General features: G+C 66.9%; 13 protein-coding genes. 7 read left to right on the top strand and 6 right to left on the bottom strand.

Annotation, left to right across the window (positions count from 1 at the left end):
* The first annotated feature begins 38 nt into the window (after positions 1-38).
* Genes FQK05_RS13965 through FQK05_RS13955 form a run of 3 tightly spaced genes read left to right on the top strand, consistent with a single transcriptional unit; the run spans position 39 to position 2922 of the window.
* Positions 39-947 (top strand): BKACE family enzyme, encoded by a 909-nt coding sequence (locus FQK05_RS13965; RefSeq protein WP_158967849.1) that lies wholly within the window; start codon positions 39-41, stop codon positions 945-947.
* Entirely contained in the window at positions 944-1441 is a 498-nt protein-coding gene (locus FQK05_RS13960; protein ID WP_158967847.1) for a lipocalin family protein, read from the top strand. Before FQK05_RS13965 ends, FQK05_RS13960 begins: the two co-directional genes overlap by 4 nt.
* Positions 1438-2922 (top strand): carnitine 3-dehydrogenase, encoded by a 1485-nt coding sequence (locus FQK05_RS13955; protein ID WP_158967845.1) that lies wholly within the window; start codon positions 1438-1440, stop codon positions 2920-2922. The genes FQK05_RS13960 and FQK05_RS13955 overlap by 4 nt, the downstream gene beginning before the upstream one ends.
* Before the next feature lie 158 nt (positions 2923-3080).
* Here FQK05_RS13955 and FQK05_RS13950 read toward each other — a convergent pair whose 3' ends face one another.
* On the bottom strand, positions 3081-4076 hold the full coding sequence (locus FQK05_RS13950) for a helix-turn-helix domain-containing protein (protein WP_158967843.1): 996 nt from the start codon (positions 4074-4076) through the stop codon (positions 3081-3083).
* Between the two features lie 59 nt (positions 4077-4135).
* Between FQK05_RS13950 and FQK05_RS13945 the strand changes: the two genes are divergently transcribed.
* Together FQK05_RS13945 and FQK05_RS13940 are read left to right on the top strand one after the other, a co-directional pair.
* Positions 4136-4861: an alpha/beta fold hydrolase gene (locus FQK05_RS13945; protein ID WP_158967841.1), complete on the top strand. Its 726-nt coding sequence runs from the start codon at positions 4136-4138 to the stop codon at positions 4859-4861.
* Between the two features lie 100 nt (positions 4862-4961).
* Positions 4962-5672 (top strand): ImuA family protein, encoded by a 711-nt coding sequence (locus FQK05_RS13940; RefSeq protein ID WP_158967839.1) that lies wholly within the window; start codon positions 4962-4964, stop codon positions 5670-5672.
* Positions 5673-6156: 484 nt separating this feature from the next.
* On the opposite strand, the gene FQK05_RS13935 is transcribed toward FQK05_RS13940, so the two are convergent.
* The gene (locus tag FQK05_RS13935; protein WP_233270509.1) at positions 6157-6849 is read right to left on the bottom strand and encodes a hypothetical protein; all 693 of its coding nucleotides are present in this window, start codon (positions 6847-6849) and stop codon (positions 6157-6159) included.
* A gap of 401 nt (positions 6850-7250) precedes the next feature.
* Between FQK05_RS13935 and rpiB the strand changes: the two genes are divergently transcribed.
* Positions 7251-7700, top strand: a complete 450-nt coding sequence (rpiB, locus tag FQK05_RS13930; RefSeq protein WP_158967835.1) for a ribose 5-phosphate isomerase B — start codon at positions 7251-7253, stop codon at positions 7698-7700.
* Positions 7701-7835: 135 nt separating this feature from the next.
* Here rpiB and FQK05_RS13925 read toward each other — a convergent pair whose 3' ends face one another.
* The 4 genes from FQK05_RS13925 to FQK05_RS13910 form a co-directional block, all read right to left on the bottom strand.
* Positions 7836-8375, bottom strand: a complete 540-nt coding sequence (locus FQK05_RS13925) for a GNAT family N-acetyltransferase (RefSeq protein ID WP_158967833.1) — start codon at positions 8373-8375, stop codon at positions 7836-7838.
* Positions 8376-8464: 89 nt separating this feature from the next.
* Positions 8465-10186: a methionine--tRNA ligase gene (gene metG, locus FQK05_RS13920; RefSeq protein ID WP_158967831.1), complete on the bottom strand. Its 1722-nt coding sequence runs from the start codon at positions 10184-10186 to the stop codon at positions 8465-8467.
* Between the two features lie 54 nt (positions 10187-10240).
* Complete coding sequence (locus FQK05_RS13915) at positions 10241-11518, bottom strand: MFS transporter (protein WP_158967829.1); 1278 nt, start codon at positions 11516-11518, stop codon at positions 10241-10243.
* 172 nt (positions 11519-11690) lie between these two features.
* Positions 11691-12284, bottom strand: a complete 594-nt coding sequence (locus FQK05_RS13910) for a YceI family protein (protein WP_233270508.1) — start codon at positions 12282-12284, stop codon at positions 11691-11693.
* 299 nt (positions 12285-12583) lie between these two features.
* On the opposite strand from FQK05_RS13910, the gene FQK05_RS13905 reads away from it, so the two are divergent.
* Positions 12584-13744, top strand: a complete 1161-nt coding sequence (locus tag FQK05_RS13905; RefSeq protein WP_158967825.1) for an NADH:flavin oxidoreductase/NADH oxidase — start codon at positions 12584-12586, stop codon at positions 13742-13744.
* Positions 13745-13808 lie beyond the last annotated feature (64 nt).

The raw sequence follows: 13808 nt of genomic DNA, 5'->3' as shown, positions 1-13808 counted from the left end.
AAGAGTACGACCAGAAAACAGTTACGGAGCTGCGCGCCATGCCCCTTTCCATGAACCGGGACGTCTTCATCACCTGTGCCGTGACCGGATCCGGCGGGTCCCAGGACCGCAGCCCGCATGTGCCGCGCTCGCCTGAACAGATCGCCGACAGCGCCATAGCGGCGGCCAAGGCCGGGGCGGCGGTGGTCCATTGCCATGTCCGCGATCCCGAAACCGGTGCGCCGTCGCGGGACCCCAAGCTCTATCGCGAGCTGACCGACCGGATCCGCGCATCCGATGTCGACGTGGTGCTGAACCTGACCGCCGGCATGGGCGGCGACCTGATCCTGGGCGGCACCGACAATCCGCTGCCGCCGGGCCCGGGCACCGACATGGCCGGCGCCACCGAACGCATGGCCCATGTCACCGAATGCCGGCCCGAGATCTGCACGCTGGACTGCGGCACGATGAACTTTGCCGAAGCCGATTACGTGATGACCAACACGCCCGGCATGTTGCAGGAGATGGGCCGCCAGATGACCGCCCTGGGCGTGAAGCCCGAGATCGAGGCCTTCGATACCGGCCACCTGTGGTACGCGCGCCAACTGGTCGCCGACGGTATCCTGGAAGACCCCGCGCTGGTCCAGCTGTGCATGGGCGTGCCCTGGGGCGCGCCGGACGACCTGAACACCTTCATGGCGATGGTCAACAACGTGCCCGCAGGCTGGACCTTTTCCGCCTTCGCTCTGGGGCGGAACCAGATGGCCTATGTCGCGGCATCGGTCCTTGCGGGCGGGAACGTCCGGGTGGGGCTGGAAGACAACCTGTGGCTGGACAAGGGCGTCCTGGCCGAGAACTGGCAGCTGGTCGACCGTGCCAAGACCATCATCGAAAACATGGGCGCCCGCGTCATCGGCCCGGAAGAGGTCCGCAAGAAGCTGGGCCTGACCAGGCGGGCCCCGGTGTGACGGGCTGGACCCGGCGGACGGTCCTGGGCGGCGCCCTGTCGGCGCTGGCCGGCTGCGTCGTGCCGGATCAGCCCCCGGTCCCGGGGGAAGGCATCGACGCGTCCCGCTTTGGCGGTATCTGGTATCAGGCGGCAACGGTCAGCACCGAACCGCAACCGGCGGTCCGGCCGCAGATCGACAAGCTTTTCGAGACGAAGGCGCTTGGCGGCAGGGAGCGCAGCACCGGCAACGGCACGATCATCGGAGATGACTGGCAGGAACTCTTCGAGGCCGCGAATACAGGCAAGCTCTACTTTGCCGGTCCGGTTCCGAAGCAATGGGTGCTGTGGGTGGACAGCGGCTATCGCACCGCCCTGATCGGGCAGCTGGACGGGAACCGCGCGCGGATCGTCAGCCGCACGCAGGAGGTTCCGGAAAAGGACCTGATCGCCGCGCGGTCGGTGGCGAACTACTTTGGCTATGACATGACGAAACTGGACGGGGCAACGCAATGACGCGAACGGCAGCAATAATCGGCGGGGGCGTCATCGGCGGCGGCTGGGTGGCGCGGTTCCTTCAGGCGGGGTGGGACGTGCGGATCTTCGATCCGGATCCCGAGGCCGGCCGCAAGATCGGCGCCGTGCTGGACAATGCCCGCCGCGCCGTGCCGGGCCTGACCAGTTTTCCCATGCCGGAAGAAGGCCGGATGACCTTTCATCCGACCGTGGCAGAGGCCGTCGAAGGCGCCGCCTGGATCCAGGAAAGCGTGCCGGAACGGCTGGCCCTGAAACAGGCCGTTCTGGAACAGGTCGAGGCCGCGGCCGCGGCCGATGCCATCGTCGGTTCGTCGACCTCGGGCTTCAAGCCGTCGGAGTTGCAGGCGGGCCGCGCCCGACCCGGGCAGATCGTGGTGACGCACCCGTTCAACCCGGTCTATCTGCTGCCCCTGGTGGAACTGGTCACGACGGACGCCAATCCGGGCCCGGTGATCGAGGACGCCAAGGCGATCCTGTCCAGCCTGACCATGTACCCCCTTCATCTGAAGAAGGAAATCGACGCCCATGTCGCCGACCGCTTGCTGGAGGCCGTCTGGCGCGAGGCGCTGTGGCTGGTCAGCGACGGCATCGCCACGACAGAGGAGATCGACGAGGCGATCCGCATGGGCTTTGGCCTTCGCTGGGCGCAGATGGGCCTCTTCGAGACCTACCGGATTGCCGGGGGAGAGGCCGGCATGCGCCATTTCCTGTCCCAGTTCGGCCCGGCGCTGGAATGGCCCTGGACGAAACTGATGGACGTCCCCGAATTCAACGACGACCTGGTCGACCGCATCGCCGGCCAGTCGGATGCGCAGTCCGGCCATCATTCCATCCGGGAACTGGAACGGATCCGGGATGCGAACCTGGTGTCGATCCTGCGCGGCCTGAAACACTGGAACTGGGGGGCCGGCAAGCTGCTGGCCGACCGTGACGCGCAGCGGAAGCGCGAGACCGAGCCGGGCCGCACCGTGGCAGAGCTGGAAGACCTGTCCCAACCGCTGCTGACCGTGTCCCGGGCGGTGCCGCTCGACTGGACCGATTTCAACGGCCACATGACCGAACCCCGCTATCAGGAGGCCTTTGCGGCAGGCACGTTCAGCTTCATGAACAAGCTGGGCGTGGACGACGACTATATCGCCGGCGGAAAGAGCTTTTTCACAGCCGAAAGCCACCTGCGCCACCTGGGAGAGGTCCATGCCGGAGACCGGATCGAGATCCGGACCCAGATGTTGCTGGGCGAAGGGCGCAAGCTGCACCTGTTCCACAAGATGAAGGTGAACGGCAAGACGGTGGCCACGGGCGAACATTTCATGCTGCATGTCGACCTTGCGACCCGGCAGCCCTGCGCGACCGAAGGCGCGCTGGCGGAAAACCTGGCCCGGATGAGCGCGGCGCACGGACCCTTGCCCTATCCCAAGGGCGCCGGACTGGCGATCCGTCACCCGGACCGGGCGCCGTAGCAGACATTCCGAGCCGGATCGCCGCCGCGGCGGGACGTCGAACGTCCGGGAACGAAGCGCGGCGGCCGGCCCGCGGCACGGCCGCAAGGCGCCCTTCCGGGACGGGCCCGACGCTGTCCGGCGTACCGCCGGGCGGGACGATGGGTCGAAGGACCCGACTAACGATGATGCCCCTTCCGCCAGTCCGCAGGCGTCCGTCCATAGGCTTCGCGGAACACCCGCCCGAAATGCGAGGCATCGCCGAACCCTGCACGATAGCCGATCTCTGCCACCGGCAAGTGCGCCAGCGCCGGATCCTGCAGCAGTCGCGCCGCCCGTTGTAACCGGTGCCGGCGCAGGCAGGATCCGAACGTATCCCCCTGCCGGGCGAACAAGTTGTGCAGATGCCCGACCGAAAGCCCGGCCTCGGCCGCGCAAGTCGCCGCCGTGAACCCGTTGTCGGCGCATCCCGCCGCCACGATCCGCTGCAACCGCCGGTGCTGCGCCGCCTGGCGATCCTCGGGCGCGGTCTCCTCGGTCGTCCGCGCGGCCAGCACCGCCAGCGACAGCACCACGTCATACAGATCCCGTGCCTCGGTCCCTGCCCCGCTGTCTGCGGACATCGCCAGGGCACGCATGGCTTCGCCCAGGGCCGCGCCGACACGGCCATGGGCCGTCAGCCGTTTCGGCACCCCGTTGCAGACCCCGTCCGTCCGCGGATCGAAGGTCGCCTTGGGCACCAGAAGCGATGCCACTTTCAGATCGTCGCAATCCCCGTGGTCCAGCAGGAACGGTTCCGCCCCGTCGAAGATGCCGACATCCCCGGCCCGCAGGGTCATCTCGTGCCTTCCTTGCGCGATCTGGCAGGCCCCTCCCAGTTGCAGGTTCACATAATAGCACGGCACCGGCGAGACCGCGATTTCCGCCCGGCCCCGATGAACCTCGTGCGGGCGCGAGGTGACCAGGTTCAGCACGCCGCTGCCCAGCCGGTGCGACGCGATGGAGGCCCGGAAAGCCCCGCGCCGGTCCCGCGCCAGTTCCGGGCGCAGCGGCATGAAGGCAGCACAGATCCCTTCGCGATAGAACTCGAACGCCTCGCCCTGGCGCACGTCGCTGGTCTGCCAGACCTGCGGCGCAGCCCGAGTTTCAGCACAGGAATTGTGAGAGATGGCCATTCGCAGCGCTCCTTCCGCCGCTATGATCGGTGGAGAAGACTAGAGTGGAGGAAACCCCGATGTCTACATATGTCCTGGTCCACGGCGCCTGGCACACAGGAGAGCTGTTCGAGGATGTCGCCGCCCCGATCCGCGCCGCAGGTCACGTGGTCCATTGCCCGACCGTGGCGGGCAACGCGCCGGGCGACGACCGCCGGCAGGGGCTGGCCCCTGCCGTCGCGTCCATCGTGACCTACCTGGAAGACAACGACCTGTCGGACGTGATCCTGCTGGGCCACAGTTATGGCGGTATGGTGATCACCGGCGTGGCCGACCGCGTGCCGGGCCGGATCCGGCGGCTGATCTACTGGAACGCCTTCGTGCCGAGCGACGGCGAATGCCTGAACGACATGGTGCCGCCGCATTACGTGGACCTGTTCGACCAGGTCGCGGCCGCCAGCGACGACAACAGCGTGATGCTGCCCTACCCGATCTGGCGCGAGGCCTTTATCAACGACGCCCCCGCGGACCTGGCACAATCCGCCTTCGACCGGCTGAACCCCCACCCCTACGCGACCTTCACCGACAAGATCGCCCTGTCGAAGAACCCGGCCGAGTTCGAATGCGCCAAGTCCTACATCAACTGCACCGAAGACACGGCCCTGCCGCAAAGCCTGGGCTGGCATCCGCGCCTGTCGGAAAAGCTGGGCCTGTTCCGTCTGGTCCAGATCCCCGGCAGCCACGAGATCTGCTTCAGCGATCCCGCCGCACTGGCGGACGCGATCATGATCGCCGGCCGGGACTGATCCCGTCACCGGGCGGCAGTGCCCCTGCCGTCCGGGGCGTTCCAGCCCCGACCGCGGACAAAGAATTGAGAACATAATAGGAACATGCCATCCTGTTCCCATGACGACTCAGCTCTTCTCCCCCGGTCGAGGCCGGCCCGAGGACCGGCGTCCCGGCCTGCACCTCGCCCCCGGCCGGGACGCACCGTTCCTGGCGGCCTCGCGCGTGCACGAGGCCTGCGGCCCCGCCCGGCGCACCTTCGCGGCCTGGGTCGCGGGGCGGCTGAACGGGCCGGTGATCTGGATCGTGCCCGCCTGGTCGCCGGACCGGCTGCATTCCGAAGGCCTGGCCGATTTCGCCCAGCCCGGCCGGTTCCTGTTCGTGGCGCCGCAACGGGGCGAGGATCTGCTGTGGTGCGCGGAAGAGGCGCTGCGGTCCGGCGCCGCCCCCCTTGTCGTGGTCGACCTCCCGGCGCCGCCGGCCCTGACCCCGGTCCGCCGCCTGCACCTGGCCGCCGAAACCGGGGCCGAGACACTGGCCGCCAGCCGCCGCGCGGCACCGCAGAGCGTCCGCGAGTCGATGCAGCCCCCCGAGGCCTCCGACCTCCCCGGCCCGCTGGGCCTTCTGCTGACCCCGGGCGACGGCGGCGCGCAGGGGATCGAAACCCGCTGGCACATGGCCCCGACCCATGACGGGACCGCGGCGGAGACTTGGCATGAAACCTGGCACCTCGCCCGCCGCCGCGCCCGGGCCCTGCCGCCGACGGGCTGGACGGCTGCGCGAACGGACAGGCAGGCTATTGACGTCAGCCCTTTCCGCCAGTTCTCGTGAGCATCTCCCCGACCAGAGACAGCCAGATCGTCCCGAACCGCGCCTTCCAAGGCGACAAGGCGGCCAGGGCCAGGTTCACCAGGCGGATTGGCTCAGTTGGGGGGGCAGAACACCACGCGGCAAAGATCGGGTGCGAGGCCATTCTGATCTGAAGCCGGAGAAAAAAGGGCAGCGCCCAATCCTGGGTGGGCGCAGACGAAATCCGAGCTGATGCATGGCGCGGTAGTCCCTCTCACCCTGAGTTCGGGGCGGGACGTCACCAATGCGCCCTCCCGGGGGGGAGGGTCGGGCGCGGCCCGGGGTGCGCCCCCGGGCGAAACGACAAGTTGATGTTGACCTTGTTCCGCTTCACTGCCGGGCAGACCGATCACCTGGGCATCCATTGCGCCGCGCCGCCGCAGGTCAGCTTCGAGCCCAAACCACCAAAAGCTGCGTCACGCGTCAATGTCGACACCATATTGAAAGCGGAAATTCGTCAATCCATTCAAAGGTACCTAGCTATAGTGCCCGAGTAGCGGGTTGGGTTGCGCGCCCACAGCAATACATTTTGACACTCTTCCTCTGTTGCCTCTGACACGAGGTCTAAGAAGGTTTTGTCGACAACTTGCCTTGGCCTTGAAGCCAATCCAACCGCCAGCCTTTTTGCGACGACGCTTTCATGCAACAAAAGTTGCCTCAAGATAGCGCGTGAAATGGGACGGTAGTTGTAGAAGTCCTTCCCCAAAAATCTGGGGAAATCCTCGAATACTGTGCCGGGGCATAGTCGCGCCGCAGCGTTGATACCAACATTCAACTCCGCCCGCTCGCAGTGTTGAACAAATCGCATAGCCCCCCGCTGCACAAATGGATCTGGGTCGTCCAAAAGACAGAATACCTTGCCAAGCGGTTCAGCATCGAAGCGGGTTGCACAATCGAGTAAGATAATGATCGCATCCGAGCGGATTTGCGGTCTTTCGCTCTCAAGCAAAGGCACTATTTCTTCAAGCAAGGGGCGCACCTTAGGACCAAGCTCGTATGCAAGGTGCGAGCCAAGGCCTTGAATCTCAATATTTTTAGAGGTTAGTAGAGGCTTCAGGTGTTCAATCGGAAAGCCGTTGTGGAAAGCCGAGTTCAGCTCTTGGCTGTAGTCATCCTCGCTGCCAGACACGACAAGCTGGATCATTTCTTCGGGGGTCATATTTTCTCGGCGTCTACGATGCCGCATCCATTATATGAGCATTCTCGCTACCACCTACAAAAGCCTCCGTCAACGTTGGGGACTGCCCCTTCCAACATGGTCAGTGATTGGCTGGAATTCCTGCTTTTATCCAAAACCCGCCATTCGACGCAGCAATGCGAACGGCAGCTTGGTCCCGCATAGCGGACCTTGGCAGACTTCGGCGAGATAGAATTCCGGCGAATTGCAGCTTCGAGCACCCCCGCCGCTGGCTGGTTCACAGCCAGGATCCGGTCCGGACTGTTGCGCGCCATCGCTCATGCGACCGATGAAGGGACCATCGCCCGCTCTGGCGCACCGCCCGGCCTTCGCGTATGCCCGCCTCACCCCGATCCCACTGACACAGCCACAGGACGCCCCCAATGACCGACCCCAAGCGCATCGTCCTTTCCAGCGACCACGCCGCCATCGACCTGCGGCAGGCCATCGCCAGGCATATCGCCGAACGCGGCTGGACCGCCGTCGATATCGGCCCGACCACGACCGAGAGCACGCATTACCCCAAACATGGCGAGGCCGCGGCCCGCATGGTGGCCTCCGGCGACTGCGCGCTCGGCATCATCCTCTGCGGCACCGGCCAGGGCATCATGATGGCCGCGAACAAGGTCCCCGGCATCCGCTGCGGCGTCTGTTCCGAAGCGTTTTCCGCCCGGATGATCCGCCAGCACAACGACGCCAACATGCTGTCGATCGGCGCCCGGGTCGTGGGCGAAGGCCTGGCGCTGGATATCGTCGATGCCTTCCTCGATGCGGAATTCGAAGGCGGCCGCCATGCCACCCGCGTCGACATGATCACCGCGCTGGAAGGCTGATCGGAACGACGCTCGCCAATGGCCCGCGCGGCCGGCGTCAGCCGGACGCGCCCCCCCCGGGCGACGCGCGCAAGGCGCGGCGCAATCCCAGCGTCAGATATCGGCCGTCACCCCCCGGCTGCCACCCTCTGGCAGTCAGCCGTCCGTCCCGGCAAGGTCCCATTTCACCACGATATTCGACGACCGCCACAGCGGCCCCGGATCGGTGAAGCCGCCGATCTCCGTGCCGCCCATCGCCTGGTAGAACCGCCGCGCGGCGACGTTCTCGCGCACCACGGCCAGGGCCGCGTCCCGGCAACCCAGCCTCCGCAGCCAGTCCAGCGCCGCGACCAGAAGCCTGGCGCCCAGACCGGCACCCCGCGCCGTCCCCCGCACATAGAGATGCTTGATCTCCGCCGCGCTCTCCAGCGCCGGATGGCCCGCCGGACCGAAGCTTGCGACGCCGGCCAACTCTGCCCCCGACCGCGCGATCAGCACCCCTGTCAGGGCATCGTCCGCGTCCAGAACCTGCGTCCAGTACGGCAGACGCCGGGCCTCGTCCAGAAGGGTGTGGGCCTCGGCCGGGGCCAGGTCTCGATACGTCTCGCGCCAGACCTCGACATGCAGCCGGGCCAGGGCCGCCGCATCCGCCGGGGTGCCCGGGCCGATCACGACCTTCAACACCTCATCTACCATCTTCGTCCCTCCGGAACGGCAAGGGGCGCGGCCGGCGTCAGCCGGCCGCGCCCCGGGCGACGCGCTTGCGCGGCGCAACCCTTTTGAATTCAGTCCTTCCGCTGGCCGGCAAACTGCGCCTGCCAGCCTTCGCGGTCCTCGTCAGAAATCTTGGCGAACAGCACATCCGGCACCGTAAAGCCATGGCCCACCGGCAGGGCATTCAGGGCCTCGGCCACATCCGTCGGCCAGCCCGCGTCCTCGCAGCCCATCGCTTCCAGCATCCGGGCCCCGGTGTCGGGAATGAACGGCGCGCTGAGGACCGCGTAGAGCCGGATCAGGTTCAGCCCCGTCCGGACCTGCATCGCCGCCATCTCGGGGTCGGTCTTGAAGGTCGTCCAGGGGGCCGCTGATTGCGCGTATTCGTTGCCCGCGACCCAGATCGCGCGCAGTTCGGCCGCGGCCTTGCGGACCTCCATCGCTTCCATGAAGCCCTCGTAGGCCTGAAGCCGCGTCTGCAGCTCTGCCGCCAACGCCGCCTCGCGCTCGCCCGGGGCGCCGCCCTCGGGCAGCGCCTCGCCGAACTTGGACCGGCAGAACTTGGTGATCCGGCTGACGAAATTGCCCAGCACATCCGCCAGGTCCTTGTTGACCGAGACCTGGAAGTTCTCCCACGTGAACTCGCTGTCGGAACTTTCCGGTGCGTGGCTCAGCAGCCACCAGCGCCAATAGTCCGACGGCAGGATCGCCAGAGCCTGGTCCATGAACACGCCCCGCCCCTGCGAGGTGGAAAACTGCCCGCCGTCATAGTTCAGGTAGTTGAACGACTTCAGGTGATCGACCAGCTTCCAGGGCTCGCCCGAGCCCAGGATCGTGACCGGGAAGCCCAGCGTGTGGAAGGGCACGTTGTCCTTGCCCATGAACTGGACATAGCGGACGTCGTCCGCGCCCTTGTCGGTCCGCCACCAGCGTTCCCAGGCATCGTCGCCCAGGCCCTGTGCTTCGGCCCATTCCAGGGAACAGGCGATGTATTCGATGGGCGCATCGAACCAGACATAAAAGACCTTGCCTTCCATCCCCGGCCAGGGCGCGTCGCCCTTCATCACCGGCACGCCCCAGCTCAGGTCGCGGGTGATGCCCCGGTCCTGCAGCCCGTCGCCGTCATGCAGCCATTTCTTGGCAATGGACGTGGTCAACACCGGCCAGTCGGTCTTCGACGTGATCCATGCGTCCAGGTCGTCCTTCATCGCCGACTGGCGCAAATACAGGTGCTTGGAATCCCGCAGTTCCAGGTCCGTGGCACCCGACACGGCGCTTCGCGGATCGATCAGGTCGGTCGGGTCCAATTGCTTGGTGCAGTTCTCGCACTGGTCGCCGCGGGCGCGGTCGTAGCCGCAGTTGGGGCACGTCCCTTCGATATAGCGGTCGGGCAGGAAGCGTCCGTCTGTCGGCGAATAGAACTGGCGTTCCGTCACCTCGCGGATCAGGCCCGCCTCGTCCAGCTTGCCGGCGAAATGCTGCGTCAGTTTGTGGTTCTGGGGCGAAGACGAGCGACCGAAATGGTCGAAGCTCAGCCCGAAGCCCCGGGCCAGGCCCGCTTGCACCTCGTGCATTTCGGCACAGTACTGTTCGACCGGCTTGCCCGCCTTGGCCGCGGCCAGTTCGGCCGGCGTGCCATGTTCATCGGTCGCGCAGAGGAACAGGACCTCGTGCCCGCGCATCCGCATGTACCGGGCAAAGAGGTCTGCCGGCAGCTGCGAGCCGACCAGGTTGCCCAGGTGCTTGATCCCGTTGATGTAAGGGATCGCGGATGTGATTAATATGCGTGCCATGAGGACCATCCCGCGAAGATTGCGCGCGGGTCATAGCGCAAGCCCCCGGGCGCGTCACCCCCCGATGCTGTCCTCTTCCGCCTCGCCCCTGCCCGGCTTGCGGCCGCCGGACCGCATCGTGCGCCGGTCGGCCAGCAGCCGGCCGATCAGGAAGGTGGTCCGCGGGGTGTAGATGTAGCGTGTCCGCGTCGGCGCAGAAGGCCGCGCGCGCATCCTGAGGACCGAGAACAGGATCAGCACCACGTGCCCCGCGCCAAGGAAGATGAACAGCGCCGCCGGCCCGAACCGTTCGATCAGCAGCGCGCCCAGCAGCGGGCTGGCGATGGCGCCCACGGCATAGAAGAACATCAGCGCCGCCGACAGTTCGGCCCGTTCGTGATCCTCGGCAAAGTCGTGGGCGTGGGCGGTGGCGATGGAATAGATCGGGAAGGTCGACAGCCCGAAGAACATGGCCGAGATCATGACCCCCACCTGGCCCGTGTCCTGGAAGATCATCATCGCGGCAGAGGCCACGACCGACAGGACCGAAAAGCCGATCAGCACCCAGCGCCGGTCGTATTTGTCGGCCGCCCAGCCCGCGGGGTACTGCGCCAGCGCACCGCCCAGGACCCAGGCCGCCAGGAACAGGCCGACATCCTCGGCCCTCAGGCCCACCTCGGTCCCGTAGAGGGGGCCAACCATCCGGAAGCCAGCTGCCGTCAGGCCCGATACGATCACCCCCGCCACGGCCAGGGGCGACCGCCCCCAGGCCAGGTTGGGCCGCAGGCGCGAGGCCTGGGTCGTGGCCGGTTGCGGCAGCCGGGTCAGTGCCAGCGGCAGAAGCGCCGCGCAGCACAGAAGCGCCAGCAGGTTGTAGGAGACATAGACCGCAGGCTCCAGCACGCCGATCATCAGCTGCGCCACGATCGAGGCGCCCATGTCGACCACGCGATAGGTGCCGGTGGCGCGGCCCCGCGTCTCGTTCGTGACCGAGGTGTTCAGCCAGGCCTCGATCACGGTATAGCAGCCCGCCACACACATGCCCGACGCCACCCGCAACAGGGCCCAGGCCGTGGGATCCTGGGTCAGCGTATGGGCCAGAAGTCCCATGGCCCCGGTGGCGGTGAAGACGGAATAGGCGCGCGAATGGCCCACGGTCCCCATCAGCCGCGGCGCCCACCAGCAGCCGACGAAGAAGCCCACGAAATGGGCCGATCCCAGAAGACCGATCTGCGACGAGGTGAAGCCCAGCGCCATCCCGGACAGCACGTCCAGCGGCGCGACACCGCCCGACGACAGCTGCAGCATGGCAACGGAAATATAGAGGGCGGCAAGAGTGATCAGAAGGCGCATGAGACCGAGGTAGAGAATGGGCCGGCCGCGAAAGCGCGCCGCTTTTCGACCTTGCAGGTCGCTTTTGGCCGGACCGTTGAAAGCGGCATGGAAAGCGCGCGCCGTTGACGCAGGGTATCGGGACGCCGGGTATAGGGGCGCAGGTAATGGGCCGTCATTGAACCGGCACGGGTCAGCCTGGGACCAGCGTCGCCATGACGTCCAGCTGGATCTTGTCGCCGACCAGTTCGGAAAAGCCGCTGGCGCCGAAGGCCGACCGGGAAAGATCGCCGATCAGTTGCATTGCCATCTGGTCGCCTTTCGTCGCGGGGCCGACCTTGACGCCGAAGGTCACGGGCCGCGTGATGCCGCGCATGGTCAGGTCGCCGTCGATCTCTCCGCCACCTGCCAGAATGCCCGACGGGCCCGGCCGGACCCGGGTCGAAACGAAGTGGATCGTGGGAAACTGGTCGACGTTCAGCACGCTGAACGAACGCATCGCCTCGGCCACGAAGGGCAGACGCGTCGAGGCCCGTGCCGCATCGACGGTGACGTCGACGGTCGAATACTGTGGATCGCCCCGGTCGATGTCGATCTCGGCCGTCCGGATCGGCATCTTGCCGGTGCGCCGGATCCCGGCCAGCTTGAACGAGAAGGCGACCGAGCTGGCCTCGGGCAGCAGACGGAACTTCAAGAGACCCGCCTCTGCCCCGCGCGGTGCCATCGCCGCGGCCAGTGGCAGGGCGGAGAGTCCGAACAGGAACGCGCGGCGGTCGGTGGTGTTCATACAGCTCGGGTCCGTGGTCGTGCCGGTGCCGGTGGTGGTGCGCAGCGTCATACACGCAACTGTGCGTTGGGGCGCCTTCCGATTTGGTGCGCATGCGAATTTCCCGCGCAGGATGGCCTTCCTGCAACGGATTTACCTGACGGCAATACCGGAAATAGTTTAGGAAACCGTTGCCCGCCCGACGTCCCGCCCGACGGTACGGCCCGCGCCGGGGCACGTGTCGTTTCCGTCCGCAAGCCTTGCGCGACAGTCCCCAAGCTGCCAGCGTGGCGGCGTTTCCAGACCGAAAGCGCCCCGCCATGACCGCGTCACCCGTTTCCCTGCCGCTGCTGTTCCAGCCTTTGACCCTGCGCGACACGACCTTTCCCAACCGCGCGACCGTGGCACCGATGTGCCAGTACGCGGCAACCGACGGGTTCGCCGGCGACTGGCACCTGGTCCACCTGGGCGGACTGGCCAAGGGCGGGTTCGGCGCAGTGATGACCGAGGCCGCGGCGGTGCTGCCGGAAGGCCGGATCACCCATGGCGATATCGGCCTGTGGTCCGATGCCCATGCCGAGGCGCTGCGCCCGGCCATCGACTTCATCCGCTCCTGCGGGGCGCTGGCGGGGATCCAGCTGGCCCATGCCGGGCGCAAGGCGTCCATGCAGCGGCCCTGGTTCGGCAATGGCGCGCTGGGGGCCGAGGATCGCGCCCGCGGCGACATGCCGTGGGAGATCAAGGGCGCCAGCGCCATGCCCGTGTCCGACGGCTGGCTGGTGCCGAAGGAGATGGACCGGACCGACATCGCCCTGCTGGTCCAGGCCTTCGCCGATGCCGCAACGCGTGCCGACCGGCTGGGTTGCGACTTCGTCGAGATCCACGGCGCCCACGGCTATCTGCTTCAGACCTTCCTGTCGCCCCTGTCGAACGACAGGACCGATGCATATGGCGGCGACCTGAAGGGCCGGATGCGGCTGGCGCTGGAAGTGGCCGAGGCCGTGCGCGGCGTCTGGCCCGCCGGCAAGCCGCTGTTCTTCCGCATCTCTTCCATCGACGGGTTCGAAGGCGGGTGGGAGATTTCGGATAGCGTCATCCTTGCGGGCGAGCTGAAGGCGCTGGGCGTCGACGTGATCGACTGTTCATCGGGCGGAAACCAGGGCCGGACGCGGATCACCGACGGGCGGATGCTGGGATTGGGCTTCCAGCTGGACTATTCGGCCGAGATCCGGACCAAGGTCGATATCGCCACACAGGGCGTCGGCATGATCCTGGACGGCCCCCAGGCCGAAGCGGCGCTGGAGGCCGGACAGGCCGACCTGATCGCCATCGGCCGGCAAGCGCTTTACGATCCGTTCTGGCTGAGGCACCAGGCCTACGAGATGGGCGTGAACGATTTCGGCACCTGGCCCGACCAGTACGGCTGGTGGCTGGACCGGCGCGAACGCAGCATCCAGGCGATCCGGGAGAGCAGGATCTAGAGGGCACCCCCGCGCTTTCCATGGCCTCGGCAGGGCGCTACACTGCCGTCATGCGACCGGGGTA

Origin of the sequence: Chachezhania sediminis (genome assembly GCF_009765275.1) — a bacterium.
GTDB classification, from domain to species: domain Bacteria; phylum Pseudomonadota; class Alphaproteobacteria; order Rhodobacterales; family Rhodobacteraceae; genus Chachezhania; species Chachezhania sediminis.
The sequence above is the reverse complement of the archived record's forward strand: the minus strand, read 5'-3'. Positions and strand labels throughout refer to the sequence as shown.

Bases quoted from the DNA above. Each gene is read 5' to 3' on its own strand.
- FQK05_RS13965 (WP_158967849.1), top strand. From the start codon at position 39: ATGCCCCTTTCCATGAACCGGGACGTCTTCATCACCTGTGCCGTGACC.
- FQK05_RS13940 (WP_158967839.1), top strand. From the start codon at position 4,962: ATGACGACTCAGCTCTTCTCCCCCGGTCGAGGCCGGCCCGAGGACCGG.
- FQK05_RS13945 (WP_158967841.1), top strand. From the start codon at position 4,136: ATGTCTACATATGTCCTGGTCCACGGCGCCTGGCACACAGGAGAGCTG.
- FQK05_RS13915 (WP_158967829.1), bottom strand. From the start codon at position 11,518: ATGCGCCTTCTGATCACTCTTGCCGCCCTCTATATTTCCGTTGCCATG.
- rpiB (WP_158967835.1), top strand. From the start codon at position 7,251: ATGACCGACCCCAAGCGCATCGTCCTTTCCAGCGACCACGCCGCCATC.
- FQK05_RS13935 (WP_233270509.1), bottom strand. From the start codon at position 6,849: ATGACCCCCGAAGAAATGATCCAGCTTGTCGTGTCTGGCAGCGAGGAT.
- FQK05_RS13950 (WP_158967843.1), bottom strand. From the start codon at position 4,076: ATGGCCATCTCTCACAATTCCTGTGCTGAAACTCGGGCTGCGCCGCAG.
- FQK05_RS13910 (WP_233270508.1), bottom strand. From the start codon at position 12,284: ATGAACACCACCGACCGCCGCGCGTTCCTGTTCGGACTCTCCGCCCTG.
- FQK05_RS13925 (WP_158967833.1), bottom strand. From the start codon at position 8,375: ATGGTAGATGAGGTGTTGAAGGTCGTGATCGGCCCGGGCACCCCGGCG.
- FQK05_RS13955 (WP_158967845.1), top strand. From the start codon at position 1,438: ATGACGCGAACGGCAGCAATAATCGGCGGGGGCGTCATCGGCGGCGGC.
- metG (WP_158967831.1), bottom strand. From the start codon at position 10,186: ATGGCACGCATATTAATCACATCCGCGATCCCTTACATCAACGGGATC.
- FQK05_RS13905 (WP_158967825.1), top strand. From the start codon at position 12,584: ATGACCGCGTCACCCGTTTCCCTGCCGCTGCTGTTCCAGCCTTTGACC.